18 protein-coding genes and 1 pseudogene are annotated in these 22,247 nt (G+C 63.4%); 8 read left to right on the top strand and 11 right to left on the bottom strand.

From position 1 onward, the window contains the following. The first annotated feature begins 12 nt into the window (after window positions 1-12). Genes VMF11_12755 through VMF11_12770 form a run of 4 tightly spaced genes read left to right on the top strand, consistent with a single transcriptional unit; the run spans window position 13 to window position 2,615 of the window. Complete coding sequence (locus VMF11_12755; protein HTU71173.1) at window positions 13-741, top strand: metallophosphoesterase family protein; 729 nt, start codon at window positions 13-15, stop codon at window positions 739-741. After that, window positions 660-1,457, top strand: a complete 798-nt coding sequence (locus tag VMF11_12760) for an ABC transporter ATP-binding protein (GenBank protein ID HTU71174.1) — start codon at window positions 660-662, stop codon at window positions 1,455-1,457. Before VMF11_12755 ends, VMF11_12760 begins: the two co-directional genes overlap by 82 nt. Beyond that, a complete protein-coding gene (locus VMF11_12765) occupies window positions 1,454-2,251 on the top strand; it encodes an ABC transporter permease (GenBank protein ID HTU71175.1) in 798 nt (265 codons plus the stop codon). The genes VMF11_12760 and VMF11_12765 overlap by 4 nt, the downstream gene beginning before the upstream one ends. A 19-nt stretch (window positions 2,252-2,270) precedes the next feature. Continuing rightward, the gene (locus tag VMF11_12770; GenBank protein HTU71176.1) at window positions 2,271-2,615 is read left to right on the top strand and encodes a hypothetical protein; all 345 of its coding nucleotides are present in this window, start codon (window positions 2,271-2,273) and stop codon (window positions 2,613-2,615) included. Here VMF11_12770 and VMF11_12775 read toward each other — a convergent pair. After that, a complete protein-coding gene (locus VMF11_12775; protein ID HTU71177.1) occupies window positions 2,612-3,451 on the bottom strand; it encodes an MBL fold metallo-hydrolase in 840 nt (279 codons plus the stop codon). The genes VMF11_12770 and VMF11_12775 overlap by 4 nt on opposite strands. Window positions 3,452-3,512: 61 nt before the next feature. Between VMF11_12775 and trxB the strand changes: the two genes are divergently transcribed. Together trxB and VMF11_12785 are read left to right on the top strand one after the other, a co-directional pair. Beyond that, window positions 3,513-4,454 (top strand): thioredoxin-disulfide reductase, encoded by a 942-nt coding sequence (trxB, locus tag VMF11_12780; protein ID HTU71178.1) that lies wholly within the window; start codon window positions 3,513-3,515, stop codon window positions 4,452-4,454. Next, window positions 4,454-5,395, top strand: a complete 942-nt coding sequence (locus tag VMF11_12785; GenBank protein ID HTU71179.1) for a retroviral-like aspartic protease family protein — start codon at window positions 4,454-4,456, stop codon at window positions 5,393-5,395. Before trxB ends, VMF11_12785 begins: the two co-directional genes overlap by 1 nt. Before the next feature lie 8 nt (window positions 5,396-5,403). Here the strand turns inward: VMF11_12785 and VMF11_12790 are convergent, their stop codons facing one another. The 5 genes from VMF11_12790 to VMF11_12810 are packed head-to-tail and all read right to left on the bottom strand — an operon-like array spanning window position 5,404 to window position 11,784. Continuing rightward, window positions 5,404-6,246, bottom strand: a complete 843-nt coding sequence (locus VMF11_12790) for a TIGR01777 family oxidoreductase (protein ID HTU71180.1) — start codon at window positions 6,244-6,246, stop codon at window positions 5,404-5,406. Next, on the bottom strand, window positions 6,246-8,072 hold the full coding sequence (locus tag VMF11_12795; GenBank protein HTU71181.1) for a M28 family peptidase: 1,827 nt from the start codon (window positions 8,070-8,072) through the stop codon (window positions 6,246-6,248). Before VMF11_12795 ends, VMF11_12790 begins: the two co-directional genes overlap by 1 nt. Window positions 8,073-8,111: 39 nt before the next feature. Beyond that, a complete protein-coding gene (locus tag VMF11_12800; protein HTU71182.1) occupies window positions 8,112-9,188 on the bottom strand; it encodes a DUF2600 family protein in 1,077 nt (358 codons plus the stop codon). Between the two features lie 14 nt (window positions 9,189-9,202). Next, window positions 9,203-10,396, bottom strand: a complete 1,194-nt coding sequence (locus tag VMF11_12805; GenBank protein ID HTU71183.1) for an FAD-binding oxidoreductase — start codon at window positions 10,394-10,396, stop codon at window positions 9,203-9,205. Next, window positions 10,393-11,784, bottom strand: a complete 1,392-nt coding sequence (locus tag VMF11_12810) for an FAD-linked oxidase C-terminal domain-containing protein (GenBank protein HTU71184.1) — start codon at window positions 11,782-11,784, stop codon at window positions 10,393-10,395. The genes VMF11_12805 and VMF11_12810 overlap by 4 nt, the downstream gene beginning before the upstream one ends. Before the next feature lie 60 nt (window positions 11,785-11,844). Here VMF11_12810 and VMF11_12815 point away from each other — a divergent pair, with 60 nt between their 5' ends. Further along, complete coding sequence (locus tag VMF11_12815) at window positions 11,845-12,363, top strand: PilZ domain-containing protein (protein HTU71185.1); 519 nt, start codon at window positions 11,845-11,847, stop codon at window positions 12,361-12,363. Window positions 12,364-12,810: 447 nt separating this feature from the next. Beyond that, window positions 12,811-13,281: a hypothetical protein gene (locus VMF11_12820; protein ID HTU71186.1), complete on the top strand. Its 471-nt coding sequence runs from the start codon at window positions 12,811-12,813 to the stop codon at window positions 13,279-13,281. A 112-nt stretch (window positions 13,282-13,393) separates the two neighbouring features. Here the strand turns inward: VMF11_12820 and VMF11_12825 are convergent, their stop codons facing one another. The 5 genes and pseudogenes from VMF11_12825 to gltB form a co-directional block, all read right to left on the bottom strand. Then, window positions 13,394-13,954: a hypothetical protein gene (locus VMF11_12825; GenBank protein ID HTU71187.1), complete on the bottom strand. Its 561-nt coding sequence runs from the start codon at window positions 13,952-13,954 to the stop codon at window positions 13,394-13,396. Window positions 13,955-14,373: 419 nt separating this feature from the next. Next, window positions 14,374-16,020, bottom strand: a complete 1,647-nt coding sequence (locus VMF11_12830) for a hypothetical protein (GenBank protein ID HTU71188.1) — start codon at window positions 16,018-16,020, stop codon at window positions 14,374-14,376. 13 nt (window positions 16,021-16,033) lie between these two features. Continuing rightward, window positions 16,034-16,579: a hypothetical protein gene (locus VMF11_12835; protein ID HTU71189.1), complete on the bottom strand. Its 546-nt coding sequence runs from the start codon at window positions 16,577-16,579 to the stop codon at window positions 16,034-16,036. Between the two features lie 172 nt (window positions 16,580-16,751). Further along, window positions 16,752-17,399 (bottom strand): annotated as a pseudogene (locus tag VMF11_12840) (IS3 family transposase). Window positions 17,400-17,992: 593 nt separating this feature from the next. Continuing rightward, window positions 17,993-22,219 (bottom strand): glutamate synthase large subunit, encoded by a 4,227-nt coding sequence (gene gltB, locus VMF11_12845; GenBank protein ID HTU71190.1) that lies wholly within the window; start codon window positions 22,217-22,219, stop codon window positions 17,993-17,995. Window positions 22,220-22,247 lie beyond the last annotated feature (28 nt).

Genomic DNA, 22,247 nt, shown 5'->3' on the forward strand with positions numbered 1-22,247 from the left:
CGCTTTTCACGCATGCGCGTCGCGGTCGTTTCCGATATACACGGAAATCTCGTCGGTCTGGACGCGTGCTTGGCCGATCTGCATGCGCAAGGCGGCGCCGACGCGATCATCGCGGCGGGCGACCTTTGCCTCGATGGTCCCAAACCGAAGAAAGTGCTGCAGCGGCTCGAGGAGGTTGGAGCGCAATCGATTCGCGGCAACACCGACCGCTATCTCGCCACTCCCGGCGCCGAAAAATTCGAAACGCAGGAACACGCACTGCTGGAGTGGGCCCGGCGTGACCTAGGCGAGAAGTGGCTCTCGTGGCTGGCCGATCTGCCGTTCGCGATTCGCATCGGTGACGACGACAATCAGCTGCTGGTCGTGCACGCTAATCCGTCGAACGACGACGAACATCTCTGGCCCGACGCCGACGAAGAAACACTCGTCCGGCTCGTCGGCGATGAACGCGCGACCGCCATCGCGTTCGGGCACCTTCACCTGCCTTACGTGCGGATCTGGCGCGGAAAAATTCTGGTCAACGTCGCATCGGCGGGTCTCCCCAAGGACGGCGATGCGCGTGCCTGCTACGCGATCTTTACCGAACGTGCCGGCGGCTGGGAGGTCAAACATCGCCGCGTCGAGTTCGACGTAAAGAAAGTTGCAACCCAGCTCGCCGATTGTGGGATTCCGGAGAGTATCGAGCTGATCGCAACCTTGCGACGGCACCGCTACAGACGTCTCAAAGGATTCGTGCCGTAACACCTGCCATCGTCATCGACCATCTCGTCAAGCGTTACGGCGATTTCACCGCCGTCGACGACGTTTCGCTGCGAGTCGAGGCGGGGGAGTTCTACGGCTTTCTCGGACCCAACGGCGCCGGCAAGACCACGACCATCAACGCGATCGTCGGACTCGCGAAGCCGGACGCCGGCGCGATTTCCGTCCACGGCTACGACAACCGCGCGCAATGGCGCGAAGCGCGCCGCGTCATCGGGCTTGCACCGCAAGAGTACAACTTCGACCGGTATCTCTCGATTCGCGACGTGCTGATCTTCCAGGCGGGATATTTTGGCCTGCGCGGACCGGCCGTACGCGAACGGGCGGACATGCTGCTCGAGCGCTTCGGGTTGGCGAGCAAGGCGAAGGTCGAATACACACGCCTCTCCGGCGGCATGAAGCGCCGTCTCACGCTCGCGCGTGCGCTGATCCATCAACCGCAACTGGTGATCCTCGACGAACCCACCGCCGGCGTCGACGTCGAGCTGCGGTTGGAACTGTGGGACCTCCTGCGCGAATTGAACGGCGACGGGCTGACGATTTTCCTCACCACGCATTATTTGGAAGAAGCCGAAGAGCTCTGCAAAAACATCGCGATCATCCGTCAGGGACGTATCGTAGCCCAGAAGCCGACCCACGAGCTGATCGCCGACGGCGCGAGCCTGCAGGACGTCTTCTTGGAGTTGACCAGAACGTGACGACCACGCCAACGAGGATAAAAACTTCTTCGTTCAACGGCGTTGCGCTGTGGACGCTCGTCAAACGCGAGGTCATCCGCAGCCTCAAGATCATCAATCAGGTGATCTGGCCGCCGATCATTTCGACGCTGCTTTACGTCTTCGTCTTCGGTCTGGCGCTCGGAAGCCGCATTCAAAGCGTTCAGGGCGTAAGCTACGCGCAGTTCCTCATTCCGGGCCTGATCATGCTGCAATCGATCGATTCGTCGTACGGCGAGTGTTCGAGTTCGGTATTCCAGGGCCGCTTCATGAACTCGATCCAGGAGATGCTCATCGCGCCGATGTCGGCGTTCGAGGTCGTCGCGGGGTACGTGCTCGGCTCGCTCGCGCGCACCTATCTGATCGCCGTGCTGATCACCCTGCTCGGCGCGGTGCTGGTGCATACGTGGCCGCAAAATTGGGTTTTGTATCTCGGCGTACTCACGCTGGTATCGGTCTTGTTTTCCTCACTCGGCCTGATCTTCGGATTGATCGCGGAGAAGTTCGATCACCTGGCTGTCTTGACGACGTTCATCATTACGCCGCTGACCTTCGTGGGGGGCGTTTTTACCTCGGCCCAAATGCTGCCGCTGGTGTTGCGTCGTCTCGAACTCTTCAACCCGATCTTCTACACGATCGACGCCTTCCGCCGCAGCTATACCGGGGAGAGTTATCTCTCGCCCGCCGTATCGGTGAGCGCCATCGCGCTGCTCAGCGCCGTCGCGCTGGCGATCGCGTTGCGAATGGTGGCGAGCGGGTATAAGCTCCGGAGTTAGCCGCTAGGAAAGGCCCCGCATGTTCCTACCCCTCGTCCTCGCCGCCATCGGGATTACCCCTTGGAACGGAACGGATCTGCCGACCGCGACGCAGGCGGCCGCAAAATATCGCCTGACGGTCTCGGGCAAACCTGGAGCCACGATTCATCTCCACACGAGCGACGTCGCCCAGGGATGGATCGCGGCGTTCTGCGATATGAAGGTCTGTTCGCCGACGCAGGTGACGGAGACCATCCCGAAGTCAGGCACCATCGTTCTGCAGTTCGAATTGATCCGCGAAACCGAAGACGCGCCGCACCGGAGCGGCGCGGTCATCACGGCCAGCGACGGCTCACGGTTGGTCGTCCCCGCGGCCTCACGCTAAAAAAACGGGTTGTGCGCGCGTTCGAGCTCGATCGTCGAGGGTGGTCCGTGTCCCGGCATGATCACCGTAGCTTCGGGCAACGTGAAAAGTTTCGTTCGCACGCTGTGCAAGAGATCGTCATAGGTGCTCTCATCGGCGAAGATGCCGCCGACGCTGCCGGCGAAGAGCGTGTCACCGGTGAACACGGTCGATTTGAAGAGATACGAGACCGATCCGTCGGTGTGACCCGGCGTGTGCAGCATGCGGATCTCGGCGCCCTCGCCGAACGGCAGGGCCTCGCCGTCGCGCACGGCAAGCGCTTTATGCGCGAGCGAGCCGATCGCGCCGACGTCGAGGCGGTGCATGACGATTTGCGCTTGCGGAAAAGCTGCTGCGACCTCCGCCGTTGCATCGCAGTGATCGGCATGCTTGTGCGTGATGAGAATGTATTGCAGGTGATACGGCCCTTCGCGCACGGCACGCAAGAGATTGGCCGGAATGCCCGCCGGATCGACCAGCGCCGCGCGCCTCCCTCCGTCGAGAAAAAAGATGAAGCCGTTGCTGGGATGCGGGTTCTGCGGATGGTGGCGCACGTCGGGCAATTCGATCTCCGGCGGGTACCAGGCATCGGCCGCGCGATCGGCGAGCTTGCCGGGATCGAGGCGAAGAATGCGCGCGATCGCGCGCGCTTGCGCATCGTCGGCGACGCCGCGATCTTGCCGCCAGGCATCGATATCGGCGGGTGAAATACCGGTGCGTTCCGCGAGCGCGCGCGTATCGACGCCGTTGCCGCGCATCGCCTTGCGCAGCACGTCGCCGAACGTATCTTCCAGTGGAATCCTCGGCCAGGCAGTCATGCTCGCCCTCTTCTCCGCGCAACCGGGACCCACTGCCGCCGGGTCGAAACCAAAGAACGATATGGAACGAGTCCTCATCATCGGGTCCGGACCGGCGGGATTGACCGCCGCGATCTATGCGGCCCGTGCGAATTTGCAGCCCCTGGTTCTGGCCGGAGGTCTGTACGGCGGTCAGCTCATGCTGACCACCGACGTCGAGAATTACCCGGGTTTTCCCGAGGGGATCATGGGGCCCGATCTGATGATCAAATTTCGCGAGCAAGCCGAACGTTTCGGCGCGCGGATCGAGAACGTCGACGCGACCCACGTGGACTTTTCGAAGCGCCCGTTCGTCGTGCGCACCGCGGATGAGGAATATCATGCCAAGACGGTGATCGTCGCGACCGGCGCGAGCGCGCGCTGGCTCGACATTGCGGGCGAGGAGAAGCTGCGCGGCCGCGGCGTCTCGACTTGCGCAACCTGTGACGGCGCGTTTTTCCGCGAGAAGCACATCGTCGTGGTCGGCGGCGGCGACTCGGCGATGGAAGAGGCGCTCTTCTTGACCCGCTTCGGCCGCCGGGTAACGGTGATTCATCGCCGCGAAGGCCTGCGTGCGAGCAAGATCATGGCCGAGCGGGTGCGTTCGCATCCCAAGATCGATTTCATCTGGAATACGGTGGTCGACGAAGTGCTCGGCGAGCATCACGTGACCGGCCTAATGCTGCGCAACGTGCACGACGGCAGCGTAATGGAATACGAGGCCGATGCGCTGTTCATTGCGATCGGGCACACGCCCAACACCGCGATCTTCCGCGGGCAGCTCGATCTCGATGAGATGGGTTACATCGTCTCACCGGACGGGACTTCGACCAATGTCGAGGGCGTGTTCGTCGCGGGCGACGTCAACGACATCGCCTACAAACAAGCCGTGACCGCGGCGGGAGCCGGGTGCAAGGCCGCGATGGATGCCGAGAAGTATCTCGAAGCGCTCGAGTTTACGATCAAAGAAACGGTAGCGAGTTAGTGCTCGCGCGCCTGCTTGCCGGCCTCGTCGCGATCGGCCTGATCGTGACGCCATGGGAACCGGCGCGCGCGGCGCAGACGCGATTCGAAATCGTCGAAGGCATTCCGATCGTCGACGTGACGATCGATGGCCGAGGGCCGTTCCGGTTTGCCGTCGATTCCGGAGCGACGTGGACGATCGTCTCACCGGAGCTGGTTCGCAAATTGAATCTGGATATCGTCGGCATGCGACACGTCAGCGGCGCCGGCGCGGAGCAGATGGAAGCCGGGCAGCTCGTTCTCGATTCGCTGAACGTCGGCGGGGCGGTGGTAAAACGCACGGTCGCGTACAGCGTCGAATTGCCGCCGCGCCTCGCGCATCCCCCGGGATTCGCGCAAGTCGACGGTTTGCTCGGAGAGACGTTCTTTCACGCGTTCGTGACGACGCTCGATTATGAAACCAGCATGATCGAATTCGACGAGGTGCGCTCGTTCGCGCCTCCCACGCAGGCAGCGGCGCTGCCGATGCGGTTGGTCTCGGGCGCCGCCGTCCCGGCCGTTCCGGTGCAGGTCGACGGACAAAATACGTATTTCGAGCTCGACACGGGCAGCGGCAGCTGGCCCGTACTCACGCGCGCGTTCGCAGATTTGGGCATCAACGCGCGGTATCCGCAGGGCTCGATTCAGAGCGCTCAGGGCGAGGGCGGTTCGTTCTCGCTGCGTGCCGCCTGCGTTCGCTCCTTTGGGCTCGGCGGCACACAGTTCAACGACGTTCAAATGTACGTGCAGCCCGAAGACCTGGGCATCACGGCGGAGGGCGATTTCGGCGGGAGCTTCGGCTACGCGATCCTGCGCGATTTCACGGTCTCGCTCGATTTTTCCAATCGTACGGTCTATCTGACCAGAAATCTCGTGCGCGCGCTGCCGGGCTGTACCCGATCGCTGGCGGACAAGGGCCGCTAAGAACCGGGTCAGTGCAAGAGATCGCGAAGTGCCGAGTCCAGCCCCGTGAAGGCGAAGCGATAGCCGGAAGCGATCGTGTGCTCCGGCAGCACGCGCGCGCCGCTGAGCAAAATGTCGGCGCCCTCGCCGAGGATCGCGCGCAGCGCAAAGGTTGGTGTGGGAAGCACGGTCGGGCGGTGCAGTGCGCGACCCAAGGCGTGGGTGAGCTGCGCGTTGGTTACGGGCTGTGGCGCGGTCGCGTTGAACGTGCCTTCCGCGCCGTCGAGCGCATGCAGGTAGATGCCCACGACGTCGTCGACGTGAACCCACGAGACCCACTGCCGTCCGTCACCGATCACGCCGCCGAAGCCAAAGCGGAACGCCGGCAACATCATCCCGAGCGCGCCGCCGTCGACGCCGAGCACGACGCCGGTGCGCACGATCGCAACGCGCATGCCCAGTTCGGCGGCGCGGTGCGCTTCACGTTCCCATGCTGCGCATAGCTCGCCGAGAAAATCGTTCCCGTGATTGCTCGCCTCGGTGTAGGTCGCGCTCTCGCTCGGCGGGTAGTAGCCGATTGCCGAGGCGGAGATGTAGGCCGGCGGATGGTGCGCATCGCGTGCCAGCGCATCGAGCAAGGCGCGCGGAGCGTCGACGCGGCTGGCGCGCATGCGTTCCTTCGCAGCCGCTGTCCAACGTTGGGCGATCGGTTCGCCGGCGAGGTTGACGAGCGCATCGCAGCTGCGCACCGCAACCGCCGAGGTATCGGGCTCGCGCAGCGAGGCCAGGACGACATCGTCGCCGCGCGCCCGCAAGGCCGCTTGGAGATGGCGGCCGATGAATCCGGTTCCTCCGATCAGCCCGACGCGCATTACCGGCGCGGCGTCGCGGCTGCGATCGCGCTCGTGACGTCGTCGAGCTCGTGGACCGTGCGCCCGACCGCGGCCGAGATCGCGGCTTCGTTTCCGCTCGCAATCGCATCGCTCAGGATCGGAACCGGAACGGCGGCGTAGCCGTTTACGCCGTAGGCCAGCTTGTCGAGGCGGTGCACGAGCCCGATCTCGATATTGCCGTCGATCCCGCGATGGTCGGCGAGCGCGGCGCGGTACGCGAAGCGATCTACCGCGCGTAAGACCGGCGCAATATCGTGGCGATAGTGCGTTCCGGCAAGCCCGGCGACGCCGGCGCGCAGCACGCTCGCGTAGGGAACGAGACGATAGGGCATGATGCCGCCGGCAAGCCGCATCGTCAAAAGCGCGACCATTTGCGCCAGTGCGCGGTGATTCACGAATCCCGGATCGGCCTGCGTCATCGCGTAGTCGAGATCGTCGAATCCCGAATGATAGGTGCCGAAGACGCCGTGAAAGCCGACCTGCAGAATCGGAATGCCGAGTTCGTAGAGAAACGATTCGAAATCCGATCCGCCGCCGGGGGCGCGTACATGTATCCCTTGCGGCTGCGCTTTCCAGCGTTGATAGAGCGTCTGCGTCGGGGTAGCCGGATCGGGGACCATCTCGGTCGCGGGCTCGATCGCGTCGCGCAACGCCGCCGCGGCGCTCGCACCGAAGGTCTGACCGGTCGTGACCTCGTCCTCGTTGATGTACGCGATGCAGCCGCTCTCGAGCTGGCCCTGGTGCATGCGCACGTACGCCTTTGAACCGACTTCGCCGATCTCTTCACCGTCGAATCCGACGACGACGATCGAGTATTGCGGACGCCAGCCGCTGCGGTAGAGATAGCCCAGTGCCCGCGCGGCCGTGAGAATGACGGAGGTGCCCGAGCCGTTGTCGGTGACGCCGTAAACCCAGGCGTCGCGGTGTGCGCCGATCACGACGCTGTGCGTCGGATCGATCCCCGGAAGTACGCCGACCGTGTTCCACAGGCGCGCGTTGTGTTTGACGTCCATCTCGACGCTGAGCCGAAACGGTGTGTTGCTGATGCCGTTCGCGATCGTCGCGAGCACGCGCTGGGCGACGAGCGCATTCACCGGCAGCGTCGGAATCGTAATCGCGCCCTCGATCAGCGCGCCGCGCTGCACCGAGCCGAGAGGGCGATACGGACCATCGGGATAGGCGGGCCCATGCAGCGATCCGTCGGGATCGGCCGGGTCGGAGAAGAAGATCACGCCCGCCGCGCCATGATCCTGTGCGCGCTTGGCCAGCGTTCCGCGAAACTCGCGCCCGTAGCGGATCAACATGATGCGCGTGCGGACGTCGATCCCACGGGCTGCCAGCGAACGGTAGTCGGATTCGAGCCCGTGCCCGGCGTCGACGACATTGGCCACCACGATGCCGCTGCCGCTCCACGCGTTGAACGGCGGACCGGCATCGCGCCGCGTGCCGTCGGGGTCCTGCGCTATCGGCACTTCGCCGAGTTTGAAACGGATCCAATGCGGATACCGGAACATCTCCAGTCCGAGGAAGCGCGAGAACGGAACGTCGTGCGAGAAGACCTCGTTCGTCGCGATGAACCCGGCGGCGGCGAGTTGGCTGCGCATCCATTCCGCTATGTGCTCGTCGCCCGGCGTGCCGGCATAATGCGATTCCGCGTTCAGACGCATCGAATCCGCTTGCGCCTCGGCCGCGGTCGGTTCGTCGAGCAGAAGTGCTTCCATCGACCGCTCGTCGGCGCGCGCCGGACCGGCAAAACTGAGGAGAATGCTGGCGCCCAAGAGCGCGGCGATCGTGCGTTTGCGCATCAAAGCCCTCCGTGCCTAACCTTCAGCCGCATCGTGCGGCTAGTCCCTGGTCCAGGCGTTCGTGCGCAGGAGCGCCCGAGCCTCGCGCTCCAGGCCTTGCGCCGCGATCTTGGGGTGACTCAAATAGAACAGCGTCATGACGTCGAGCACGAAGCGGTGCGCGCGCTTACCCGGCAACCGGCGCAGTCGCTCGTCGGCTGCTTCGAAGAGCCGGCGTAAACGCGCGCGCAGGGCGGCGGCACCGCCATACACGCGGCTGAAGTTCAGCTCACCGTGCTCACGGTCTTCGGCCTGATCGATAAAAGCATCGAGCAGCACGTGCAGCGCGCTCACGTACGGGAAGTAGGCGTTGTAGGTGCCGGCGATTGCCTGTGGGCGGTTACGAAAGGCTTCGAAGAGCGGGGCGTAGACGTGGAACTGCGAGCCGGCGGCCGAGGCGAACTCGTGCCAGTCGATCTCGCGATAACGTTCGCGATGTTGCTCGTACCAGCCGACACAGCGGCGTTCGCGCTCTCCGGCGGGATAGTGTTTGTGCGTCTGCATCTCGCCGTAGAGCGCCGCGGCGTGCGCGAAATGCGGCAAGAGCAGATCGAGATGCGGAGCGGCGGAAAGTGCGTGCTGCGTGCGCTGCACGAGTTCGCGCAGGTAGCCGCCGTCCTCACCGGCGGGTCCGCACGCATAGTAGTCGCGCGGCGCAGCCGATGGATCCAGCGCATCCGCAATCGCTCGATGCAGCACGGGAAAGGCTTCGACGTCCACGCCGGGATGGCGATCGCAGAGGCTGTCGAGATAATCGTAGATGCTCTCGAGCGGCGCGACGATGGCCACGTAGGCGCGGGCCGCCTCAGCCGGGAGAAATGTCGCGAGAATGCACGCGCCGGCGACATGGTAGGACTTGCCGTCGACGCTCGCCAGCGCTTCAAACCGCAGTCGATCGTCGGGAATCAGCTCGGCTCGCCGGCGAATCTCTGCGAGGGCCGCGGCCGCGAGCGGCACCACCCGCAAGAGGAACCGCAGCAGGCCGTAGACGGTCCCGGCACCACCGGCGAAGAGCGCACGCAAGCGTTCGGGCGTGCGCAGGACCGAGCGCAGCGCAAAGACGATGTCGCCGAACATGGGCTAACGAAGCACTAGAGGCCGGCCACGAAACGGCCGGGATTCAGAATGTTCTCGGGATCGAAGCGGCGTTTGAGTTCGCGCATCCGTTCGAGGCCGTCCGGCGGCTCGCCCCACACGTTGAGCAGCGCGCGGCCGGGATGGTTGCCGGCGATGACCACCGCGCGCGGTTCGCGATCGTGCAGCGCGTCGTCGAACATCTCGATCTTCGCGCCGAACGCGCGCGCGTCCAAATCGCTGACCCGTACGAGCAAGTCACCGTTCATCGCGTCGACGATCGCATCGAAACGCAATTCGAACCGCGCCGCGAGCGCCTTACATTCATCGGCGCGCGGCGGCGCCTCGTCGGGGAACCCCGCGATCCGATAGGTGACCGAGCGCTCGCCCAGGCACGCGATATAGGTGTCGACGATGCGCTCGAACGATTCGCGCGCACCCGCATCGACGACGCGCGTCTCGGGAACGCCGGCGCGGCCCATTGCCGAGCGCAGATCGCGCGTACCGCGTTCGAGCACATCGAGCGAACCCTCGAGCAAGACCGACATGCGTCCTTCTTGCCCGTCCTCGCCGTCGACCGCGCCGCGGTAACCGTCAATCCAAAAAGCCGCCGACGGCGTCACCGCCAGATTCGGCAGTTGCGCCAGTGCGCGTTCGCGCGTGTACTCGGGGAGACGCAGGTGAAACATGCGAGCCGCTGCCGGCGCGGCGATCGTCTTCAAGTTGACTTGAACGAGCACCGCGAGCGTACCAAAAGAGCCGACGTAGAGCCGGCTCAGGTCATAACCGGTGACGTTCTTGACGACCATCCCACCCGCGCGTGCGATCGTGCCGTCGGGCAAGACGGCCACCGTTCCGATCACGAAGTCGCGCGGACGGCCGTAGAGGTGACGGCGCGGGCCAAGCCAGCCGGCGGCAAGCGTTCCTCCAACGGTCGCATCGGCAGGCTGCGGCGCGTCGAAAGGAACGTGCGTGCCGTGTTTGCTCAGCGTCGTCGCGAGCGTGCGCAGCGTGACGCCGCTTTGCGCGGCGATCGTTAGATCGTGCGGTGCGTCCTCGACGATCGCGTTCAAGTCGAGCGTCGAAAGCGTGACGTCGGCACGTAGCGGTGGGCGCCCCATGCCGCGCAGCGTATTGCCCCCGCAGACGAGGACGCTGCGCCCCTCCCGCGTGCACGCGCCGAGCGTCTCGGCGATCGATTGCGCGGTCATGCGACCGACGCAACCTCGGGGCAGCGCGTCCCGGCCGGAAAGATTTTCTCGGGATTGAAGATCCGTGCCGGGTCGAAAACTTCGCGCACGCGGGCCATCGCCGCCAGGTCCGCGCTCGAATATACGGCGGTCATCGCTTCGCGTTTTTCGTAGCCGATGCCGTGCTCGCCCGAGACCGTGCCGCCGAGGTCGACCGCCATCTGCAGGATTTGATTGCCCGATTCGATCACCGCGGCTACCTGTTTGCGATCGCGTTTGTCGTAGCAGAGCAGCGGATGCAGATTGCCGTCGCCGGCGTGAAAAACGTTCGCGACGACGAGCCCGTTTTCGCCGGCGATCGTTTCGACCGCGTGCAGCGCCTTCGGCAACGTGCTGCGGCGGACGCAGACGTCCTGCAGATAATAGTTCGGAGCCAGTCGGCCCATCGCGCCGGCCGCACCTTTGCGTCCCGCCCAGAGCGCATCGCGTTCGCTTTGCGAGCGCGCCGCCCGCCATGAATTTGCGCCGTGCTCGCGCACGATGTGCGCGATCTCCGATTCGTAGGTATCCATGTCGTCGTTCAGGCCGGCGTGTTCGATCAAGAGGACGGCTCCCGCGTCGGTTGGGTACCCGGCCTTGAAAGCGGCTTCGACCGCGCGTGTCGCGACCGCGTCCATCATCTCGAGCGCGGTCGGGACGATACCCGCCGCAATGATCGACGAGACCGCATCGGAGGCGGCTTCGACGTTGGAGAACGTGGCCAGCCAGACGCGCACGGCCTCGGGCATGCGCGCGAGGCGTACCCACGCGGAGGTGACGAGCCCGAGCGTCCCTTCGCTGCCGACCAGTGCAGCGGTCAAATCGTAGCCGGGACGGTCGATGTCGGTCGTGAAGACTTCGCCCCGGTCGTCGACGATCTCGAGGGCGATCACGTGGTTGACGGTCGTGCCGTATGAAAGACAATGAGGGCCGCCCGCGTTGGTGGCGATGTTGCCGCCGATCGTCGCGATACGTTGTGACGAGGGGTCCGGAGCGTAGAACAGGCCGTCGCTTGCGCTCGCCCGCGACAGATCGAGATTGATCAAACCCGGTTGCACGCGTGCACGCCGGCGGGCGGGCTGATAGTCGAGGATGCGATTCATCCGCGCGAACGAGAGCACGATGCCGCCGTCGATCGGAACGGCGCCGCCGCATAGTCCCGTGCCGGCGCCGCGCGGCACGATCGGTTCGCCGCAGTCGCGCGCAATCTTTACGACCGCGCTCACTTCACGCGTGCTTGCGGGAAGCACGACCGCTGCGGGCAGCCGTCCCTCCGTGTAGGCATCGAAAGCGTAAACACGCAAGTCCTCGGGCGCAGTTTTTACGGCATCCGCACCCAGCGCGTCGGCCAAGCGATCGTGGAGAAGCATCCCGCGGTGGTCTTTGGGTGAGCAGGAAGCGAGGCCTGCCCGCGACAACGCCCAACTGCCGTGTTCTTTTTCCGGCGCAAGCCTGCCGATGCGCCCAAGGGCGAGGGCAAGAGCAAAGCCACGACATCGCAGAAGCGGTCGTCATTTCGTATGCCCGTCGAATTCGACGTGCTCTACACGTTACGCGACCGGCCGGGCAGGCGCCACGGACGTGCGAACGATCTTTCAGCCGGCGGCTTGCGTCTCTCGACCGACGAAGATTTCCTCAAAGGCTCGGTGCTCGATTTGGACTTCCGTCTGCCGGACGAGTTCATCAGCGAACTTTCGATCGAAAAGGAAGTTTTCAAACAGACGCCGTTCGGGCTGCGTCCGGAAACGGTCAAATCACAGCCGAACCCATTCTCGCCGATGCGCATGAGCGCCACCGTGCTCTCGACCTTCTACATCCCGGCGACGAAAACGCTGGCACACGGCACGAAGTTCACCGAGATCGATCCCGAAACGCAAGAAGAGTTGCAGCGCTTCATTCACCTTTGGCAGCTGCACCAAATTCGTTTGCGCGCCGAAGCCATGAAATAAGTTGTTTTGCCTTCGCAAACGTAGGCCGCGGCACCGAGGTCGATGGGGAGCGGCAGCGCTTTTAGCGAGAGAATTCGTCGGGTGATCTACATGGCCCATTTACGGCTATATTTTTGGTTGTAGGATAGAAGCGTGGGCAGACCTGCGCTTACCCGGGGCGGCGCATTAGCAGTGGCTGCGGCAGTCGCGGCGATGGCTAGCTTACTGGGGTGTGGAACTGGTGACTCCGCAACGCCGCAGGCGGGTGGCGTTCCAATTTTCAATGATCCCCGACCACTCTCGACGCCGTCCTCCGGGATGGTCTGGACGTATGTCGACAGCATCGTGGAGCCGTCTCGGTGGCCCCTTCCGACAAGCGGAGTCATATCTCTAGAATACCTTGGTCCCGCGACATATAGGGGCTCGGTCTACGACGAAACGCAAGAGATTGATCCGATTTCATCGGACATGATCGTCGTATATTCCATTTGGAGCGACGGATTTGACGAGAAGGCAGCAGCCAACGCGTTATCGCCTCCGATGCCATGTGCATCGCCTCCCCGCAGTGAGACCATTCTCAGCGCTGCCGCCGATTTCTCCCACGCCCATTCCATTGTCCAGGGTACGGCCGAGTATTACTTTTGCGGTTCGCCAGGCGGTACGCTCGACTGGTCTCTCGTGACGACGGCACAGGCCGGAACGTTGGTGATCGGCGTTCCTGCCGGGAGCTTTGTCGTCTCGACCGTGACGGGCGTGTGGAAATATGGAGCCATTGAGCGCGACTACACGGATTATCTCTACGGAAATGCGCTCGTCGAACGGAAGGCCACCCAATACAACAATGGATCGTTTGATGGGTCGTTCTTGATTCAGCTCGCAAGCGGCCCAACGAACGTTGCAATTCCCGGCCCCTCAACCCTCGGCGCAGACTACTGGTAATAGCCGAACGCCCTAGTTAGGGTCGTTCCGAAGGGAGAACTTCCGATGCGCTTTGCCTGTATCTCCATGCTGCTTTGCACTCTGGCACGCCAAATCGCAGTGGCTTAAAGCCTTACGTCGCGGTGGGGCATTCGCCGCCGGCGATGCCAAGGGGATCGTCAGCGATGCTGAACTCGCCGTATAGCGGGGGGCCTCGATGGATGAACCGGCGCACTCCCAGCGGCGGCGGAGCGTGCGGAAAGGCGAGTACAGCGAAAAACATCGTCGCACGGTGACGCTTGTCGTCCCACGCTTCACCGAACGTCCGAACGTGAGCGTCGGACACGATGCCGTCTTGTACGAACTGTACCGAGCGAGCGTGGCCCAGCGTGACGAAGACGATATTCTTCCCAAATTGGTGCCCACCGCACCCGGTTCGCAATAGGTCTGCCTCCGTGCGCGACATGCACTTGTACGCGCGGTAAGGTATCGGCTGGGAAAACAACCGCGCGGCTCGTGAGCCGAAGATTTGCCGGGAACCTGGTCGACACGCGCCGTGATGGGCCGTTGTGATGCCTACCACGAGAAGCGGCGGGGGATCGGAACCGCCGTGGTGCGCCGCGCAGCCCGCCGCGCACAGCAGCACTGCCAGCAGCGTGCGGCGCACGATCGAGAAGTACAGTCGATACTCCATGCGCGCGACTTTGAGGCAGCGCACGCCCGGGCCACCTCGCGGATTACAAAAGTATTTCGGTTCGGGGGAGACGTCGTATCTGTCTTCGCTTGGGTTCGATGGCCTAGCGCGGATCACAACGAGACGACCTTTTCAGGGTCCCTGACAAATTCCGTGGAAGTTGACGATTCTCGATGCGCGCGCATACTGAGCCACAACGCCATAATAGTCATTGTCGAAGCCGCCACTCGTCTGCTGCGGAGTTCTTCAGGGTGTTCACTAGCGGGTCACCTCCCAGATCCTGTCGCTGCATCCATCGAACGGTCCCGCGGGCGATCGCTGCCCAAATTCAGCCAGCGCAAAGGCAGCAAAGGCCACTACTATTTTCGCCGTTCGCGGGGCGGAGTGCAACGGTATTCGCGGATCTTGATTCTGATGCGTTAGTGCGATCCGAGCAGTTCGCCGGTCACCAGGCTGACATAATACCACATAAGACCACTGCCCGACGTGTACTGCTGACACGGAATGGCGGTCGTTGAGGTGCTTGCCATATCCGGAGCGCAATACCCGGTTGTCGTGGCTGGCGCCGATGGGTCGCTTTCAAAAGTCGCGGGAAGTGAAATCATCGAAGCTTTGCCTGGGCTTCCCCCAAGTGTGCGCCACACACGCGAGTACAGCCGGACGCTGGGGCTTGATATCCAGGGCTGGTTATAGTACTTGACAATTTGGTTGCCATAGAACGTCCACGAGCCGGCATCATCTACCATCACCTCTATCTTATCGCCGTCAATAATATCGCTCGCATGGCGCCAGATAAAAACCCACGCACGAACGTTGTTATACGCTGCATACGCCGGGACACCTGAAATAGGAATAACAACCTGATACGGATAGCCTTGCGTGATGATACCGGGATTGGGGTTGCTGATTTCCCCACCGTAGGAGAGGACGGCGTCCGACGGCATGCCTCCGTTGTTCGCGATCCAGGTCTCCGCGTATTGCAAAGCCTGGCTCTCGCTCACCGCACCGGCAGTGCCGGAGGCAGGCGTCAACGCTACCACTCCTCCACTGGCCACGTAATGCCTTACGACAGCTGTTGATGTTTTATATACGTGTTCATTTGCGGACGGATAGGTCATCGTACCCGTGGGATCGCCGTAGGCGCTCAGCCATTGCGATTCGTTCACAGCTTCCGGAACAAGCGTATATTCTGTGCCATCAACTGCGGTTCCGGAGGTTTGAACCGTACTGACGCCACCCCCGACTGCCTCGTAGAACAGTGGGTTTGTCGCTCCGTTAACGCCGAAATTTGCACCTCCACTTAATTCGATCGCGGCGCTGGCATTCGCTTGCGGTACGAGCATCCCGATGTATGGTGTTTGGTCGGCCGTGCCCACTGCGTCCTCCCAATCCTTGATCGCTGGCTGGTAGCTGCCGATGTCGTTGACCAACGTTTCGAGCCCGCTTTGTCCGACAGCGCTGGTACCATCGCCGACCGTATTAACCTCGCCAGAAAAGCCTAGGATCCCGTGAAGGTTCCCGCCAAATTTCGACTCCCAGCCGACATTCTGGTTGACAACCAGGCAGGAATCGATGATCAGCCAGTTCGGGCCTCCCCAGGAGTTTGGGATCACGCCGCCCGCTGCATTTAGATCGGTAGTGATGGCTATGTTGCTACCGGAAGTTTCGCCATCGCACGCGTAGAGACAAAGGTACGCTTGACCATTGTATGGCACGTATGAGTTGCCGTGTGTGCTTATATAAACGAGGTTCGACGTGTCGCCGAGAATTGTGCTGGCATTTGTATACGTGACGTTCCCCTCGTAGTCGCCATCGGTATCACCGTAACCTAAGTGCCAGCTAGAGTTGTCCATCAGTGGTATTCCGAAGTCGTTAGCGACTTGGTAATAACACGCGAAATCTGTCGAGAGGCAAAATGGAATTTGGCTATTCGAGGCAAAGGCGACCTCGTCGTAGTAGGAAAACGAGCCGGGGGATTGGCCAATTGAGCCGCCAAAGAGGGTGCACCCCCATAGAACTAAAGCCGCGACAGTGAAGGCTCCGAAAATCAACAGCTGCTTGCGCACGAGACTACCTCGCCTAAGAGACGGAGTTCAAAAAAGCGTCGATTACAGATAGGGGGGTCCCAGCTGGCACGCGCGCAACGATGATCGTCCCCCCGATCGTCAATTGCACGAGCCAGTTGTTAGCCGACGCCGCAACGATAAAATACGCGCCGCCTATGTTCGTCGTGCCCTGCTGAATGACTGCGTTCGTCTGATTTGTTGCCGCCGGAGAAGGCACGGGCGACAGCGGCGCTTTTGCGCTTTTTTGTTCGGAAATCGTAAGCGGGCCGAGTGGTGTCGAGTATTCCCTCTGATTTACGTATCCGGTCGATGTCTTAAGAAAAATGGACAAGAGTAACTTGGTGCCCGCCATATGGGGCGAGAAAAGGCGCGTACCGTCGGGCGAGAGCGTGCTGGGGTTCTGGATACTGTCTACCAAAAAATTCGAACCATTTCGTAAGGCTGCCGCTGACGAATCTGCGTCGCCGGTTGCGAGCCCAGGCGCGAGACTGTGATGACCGGCGCATGCGACGAGCGCACACGCGAGCGCGATATCTAGTGCGGGGGCAAATCTTTTCATCGGACCTTCTCCATAGCCCACTGTTGTGGAGCTTGAACGAATCGCCGCAAAGCGAGCTGTCGGAACTCGTTCCAGTGACTTTGCCTTCGGACGAGATTTCCGCAATAGGGCGAAGCGCCCGGCGCTATCGGGTGGAGTTGACCCGCTTTCGCGGAGGATTGCGATTTGGACATCAGGCGGCCTGACTCATGCGCCGCTCAAAGTTGTTGGGTGAGAGATAGCCGAGGGCTGAATGCCGTCGGTGCGGGTTGTACCAACCCTCGATGAAGTCAAAGATCGCGAGCGACGCCTCACACTGCGTTTTGAAGCTATGCTGCACGAGCAATTCGCATTCGAGCGTAGCATTGAAGCTTTCGCACATTGCATTATCGTAGGCATCTCCGACCGAACCCATCGAGGGTCGCACACCGGCCTCGCGGCAGCGAGCGCCAAACGCGATAGAGGTGTACTGGCAACCTTGATCGGAATGATGGATAACGTTATCAGGGTGTCGGCGATAGATCGCCATGTTAAGGGCTTCAAGAACGAGCTCCGTCCGCAAATGGTTCGCCATCGCCCAACCGACGACGCGGCGACTGCAAGCATCGAGTACCACGGCGAGATATAGGAAGCCGCCCCAGGTCGGAATGTACGTGATATCGGCAACCCAGAGCTGGTCGGGGCGATCCGTGCGAAAATTACGGTCGACCAGATCTGGCGCTGGCCTGGCATCGCGACTGCGAATCGTTGTCACAGTCGATTTCCGGCGAGAAGCGCCGAAAATTCCGCGTTCCCGCATGAGCCGAGCGACGCGCTTTCCAGAGATCGCAACGCCGTCGGCGCACGCAGTACAAGAAAGAAAGAGGCCGCCAAGGGCGACACTTAAGATGCGCAAGAACGCGAGCGTTAGACGAAGCATAGAACTCCCCACACCGGAAGGGTGAGACTATTGGTCCGCAGGGCCTAATCTTATGCCAAGCATCTCGAAATTAGCAAGCGGGCCAAAAGTCCCAAGACCGAGTGACTGCTCGGACCCCTCGCGTTACGTGGTTCGGCTCGACGGAACCTCGGCGGCGCCGCAGCGTTACCTAGGCTGCGCGCTACGAAAGGCGCGAATCTACGACCTGCCACTCTGCTCGCGCTTCGGCCTACTCCGCAGTTAGTTCGTCGGACAGATCGCGGCGATCTGCTGCATCCACCTACGTTCCAGATACGACGCAGGACTACTACGAATGGGCGGTGACGACCGTTAGCCTACGCCTTCTCCAAGCCCGACCCCGACTCCGACGCCAAGCCCAAGTCCGACTCCTACACCTAAGCAAATTCACTGCATCACGCCTCGATGTCCGTGCGGCGGCGTCGGCTAAGCCTTCGTCCCGATTGCGGCGGCCTCGGCTCCGCGCCTGCGGCGCTACGCTCGGGATGACAAGTGGGTCAAATCGGCTTGATCGCAACGATCGACCCCACTATTTCGCCCCACTGATCGAGCAATCGATTCGAACGCGGACTGTGCGTTGCGTCGGCATGGCCCTCGAGCAATTCACGCACGGTGCGTGCGTCCTCGGATGCAGGATCGAGCGCCATGCACTCGACGGAGTCGGCGTTGTAGCGGCGCTCGCGCACGAACGATCCGTCGGCATCGTACACGTAGGCGACGCCGCCGGTCATGCCGGCGCCGAAATTGCTTCCCGCCCTGCCGAGTACCAGCACCGTTCCGCCGGTCATATACTCACACGCGTGCTGGCCGACGCCTTCCACCACCGCGATCGCGCCGGAATTGCGCACGCCGAAACGTTCGCCCGCGGTTCCCGCGGCATAGAGCGCGCCGCCGGTCGCGCCGTAGAGTGCGACGTTGCCGAGAATGACCTGCGGCTGAGCGGCACGGCCGATCGCGCCGGTCGCACGCAACACGATCACGCCGCCGCACAACCCCTTGCCGACGTAATCGTTCGCGGTACCGTCGAGCTCGAGCCGCATGCCTTCGGTTGCGAACGCGCCGAAGGATTGACCCGCCGTGCCGTGCAGCGCGAAGCGCAGATCCGGCGTGCGCGGCAACGGTTCGAGCGCGAGCCGGCCCGCCAGGCGAGCACCCAGGGTGCGATCGGCGTTGCTCACGCGCTCGCTGCGATGATACGGCGTTCCCGCGCGCGCTGCGGCGAGCGCCGGCTCGATCCAGGCGCGATCGAGCGGAACCCGGTCGACCGGCCGGTCATTGCGTCCGCCCTGATGGCGAATCGGCCCGTCACCGGTGCGGGCAAGCATCGCGTGCAGATCGAGGCCGCCGTCGTCACGCACCTGATCGATCAGGTCGACGCGTCCGATCGCCTCGTCGATGCTGCGCAAGCCCAGTGAGGCGAGCAGCGCGCGCACGTCTTGGGCGAGGTTGGTGAAGAAGCGCACGACGTGCTCGGGTTTGCCGCGGAACTTTGCGCGCAAGTCCGGGTTTTGCGTCGCGATTCCGGCGGGGCACGTGTTCAGGTGACACTGACGGGCCATATCGCAGCCGAGTGAGACGAGCACCGCGGTGCCGAACGCGAACTCGTCGGCGCCGAGCAGCGCCGCGATGACCACGTCACGTGCGGTCGCAATGCCGCCGTCGGTTCGCAATCGCACTCGTCCGCGCAGCCCATGGTGCATCAGCACCTGCTGGGCTTCCGCCAGACCGAGCTCCCAGGGATTGCCCGCGTACTTGATCGAGGAGAGGGGCGAGGCGCCGGTGCCGCCCGCATAGCCGGCGATCGTGATGAAATCCGCATACGCTTTGGCTACGCCGGCGGCAACGGTGCCGACACCGAGTTCGGAGACCAGCTTCACGCCCACTGCCGCGCTCGGGTTCACGCACTTCAGATCCCAAATCAATTGTGCGAGATCTTCGATCGAATAGATATCGTGATGCGGCGGCGGGCTGATCAAGCCGACGCCCGGCTGCGCGTGGCGCAGGCGCGCGATCAACGCCGTGACCTTGTGGCCGGGAATCTGGCCGCCTTCACCGGGTTTGGCACCCTGCGCGATCTTGATTTCGAGTTCTTCGGCGCGCGCGAGATACGCCGCGGTCACGCCGAAGCGCGCCGACGCAACCTGTTTGATTTTGTTCTCGTACGGCGCGTCCTCGCCGCCCTCGCCGGTGTTCGAGCGCGCTCCGAGTTCGTTCATCGCTTGCGCGATCGTGCGATGCGCCTCGGGCCCCAGGCTTCCGAGCGACATTGCACTGGCAACGAAGCGGCGCACGATCGCTTCGACGCTTTCGACCTCGCCGATCGCGACCGTCGCGCCGGCGGGGCGCAGCGTCACCAGGTCGCGCAGCTCGTGCACGCCGCGTTCCGCGACCGCTTCGGTGTATGCGGTCCAGGCGGCCGGAAGATCGGCGACGGCAGCGCCGCGCGCAACGCCGGCGGCGTGCTGAAGGGCGCGAATCGTTTGCGGCTGCCAGCTATGGATTTCCGCGCGCTCGCCGCGGCGGAAACGAATCCAGCCGTAGTCGGGCAACTCGCCGTCACCGTGACTCCAGGTCTCACGCACCTGCTGCTCGATCTGCGCGAAGGTGCGCCCCGAGAGCGGGGAGGACGCGCCGAAGCAGCGTTCCGCGATCGATTCGTGCAAGCCGATGATGTCGAAGAGCTGCGCGCCGCGGTAGCTGTCGACGATCGAGATGCCGCACTTCGACATGATCTTCGAAATGCCCAGATCGAGCGCGGCGATCGCGCGCATCTCTCCCTCCTCGCCCGCGACGGCGCGCACCGTTTCAAGCGCAAGCCACGGACAGACCGCGCCTGCGCCGTAGCCGATCAAGACGGCGACGTGATGCACGTCGCGGCAATCTCCGGCTTCGACCGCGAGCCCGGTGCGCGTACGCACGCCCCATTCGACGAGCGCGCGGTGCACCGCACCCAGTGCGAGCGCCATCGGAATCGCCGGCTTCTCGGGCGTCGCCATGCGATCGGAGAGGAGCAACAGTTTCGCGTCCGAGCGACGCACCAGCTCCACCGCTTCGATGCAGACTCGATCGATGGCGGCTTCGAGCGTTTCGTCGGCTTCGAGGACACAAGCGATGCGGTCGAGCCCGTGCAGCGCCGCGATCTGCCCGAGCGAGAGCACCGGCGATTCCAGCACGAGCCCCGGCAGCGGAGCGTGCTTGTCGAGCAGGTGCGGCCACGGTCCCAGACGCGTGCGCAGCGAGAACACGCAGGCTTCGCGCAGCGAGTCGATCGGCGGATTCGTCACCTGCGAGAAGCGCTGCCGGAAGTAGTTGTAGATCGGGCGCGGCGCGCGGCCGAGCGGCGCGAGCGGCGTATCGTCGCCCATCGACCAGAGCGGCTCCTTCGCATCGGCGGCCATCGGCTCGAGGATCATCTTCACGTCCTCGCGCGAGTAATTGAAGCGATGCTGCAGTTCCACGAGCTGCTCGGGCGAGAGCGTCCGCGCCGGTACGGGTTCGAGCCGTTCGTCGTCGATCAGCTCGCGATAGGGCGTGTCGTCCTCGAACGCACGCGTCAGCTCCGCATCGAAGAGCACGCGGGCGTTGTAAACGTCGAACGCGATCATCTCGCCGGGTCCCAGCCGTCCGCTGTGCACGATGCGCTCGGGATCGAGATCGGCGATTCCGACCTCCGAACCGGCGACGATCAGGCGGTCGTCGATCGTATACCGGCACGGTCGCAGGCCGTTGCGATCGAGTGCCGCACCGACGAAGCGTCCGTCGGCGAAGGCGACGGCCGCCGGGCCGTCCCATGCTTCGATCACGTCGGCGTGATAGCGATGGAAGAGCGATTCGTTGCGGTCGGCGACCGGCGGCATCAGCATCCGCAGCGACTCGCACACCGTGCGTCCGTGACGGGCGAGCAATTCCGCGACCTCGTCGAGATTCGCCGAGTCCGAGACGCCCGGTGTGAGCAGCGGCTCGAACGCCGAAGGGAGCGAGGCGCGCCGCGCATCCATCCGCGCACGATTGCCCCAAATCGTGTTGATCTCGCCGTTGTGCGCGAGCAGCCGGAACGGCTGTGCGAGCGACCAGCGCGGCAGCACGTTGGTCGCATAGCGCTGGTGAAAAACCGCGAAGGCGCACGTGAACGCCGGATCGGCGAGGTCGGGGTAGAAGCCGGCCAGATCGTAACTCGAACAGAGCGCCTTGTAGACGATGGTCTGGCTCGAGAGCGAGCAGACGTACGCGCCGCATTCGCGCTCGAAAGCCTTGCGCAATAACGAACAACGGCGCTCGATTTCGTCGGCGCCGTTGCTGGAGGTGTGCCCCGCGGATGCTGCCGTTCTTAGCAGCGCCTGCCGTATCGTGGGGAGTCCATCTCGAGCTTTGGGGCCGAGGAGCGACGTATCGATCGGTACGTCGCGCCAGGTAATGCTTACGAACCCATGCTCGGTCGTAAGTCGCGCAAAGGTCGCGGCTTCCTCGTCGGCATGCGCCGGGGTGAGGAACAGCATCGCAACCGCATCGGCGCCGCCGAAGAAGCTGTGTGGAAGCTGGGTTAGGATTCCGACTCCGTCGCTGCTACGTCCGTCGGAGGCCACGGCGCCGCGGTGCCCCAGGCGGGTCAACGCCACCAGCGCGCGGTCGAGCACTTCACGGCTTGGACGGGCGTCGAGCGCCGCGACGAACCCCACGCCGCAGGCGTCGGAGTCATGACGGGAGTCGAGGAGCGTTCCAGCCATGCCCAACTATACGACATGGGCGCGGCTC

This window comes from Candidatus Baltobacteraceae bacterium, assembly GCA_035502855.1.
In the GTDB taxonomy this organism is placed as follows: Bacteria; Vulcanimicrobiota; Vulcanimicrobiia; order Vulcanimicrobiales; family Vulcanimicrobiaceae; genus Aquilonibacter.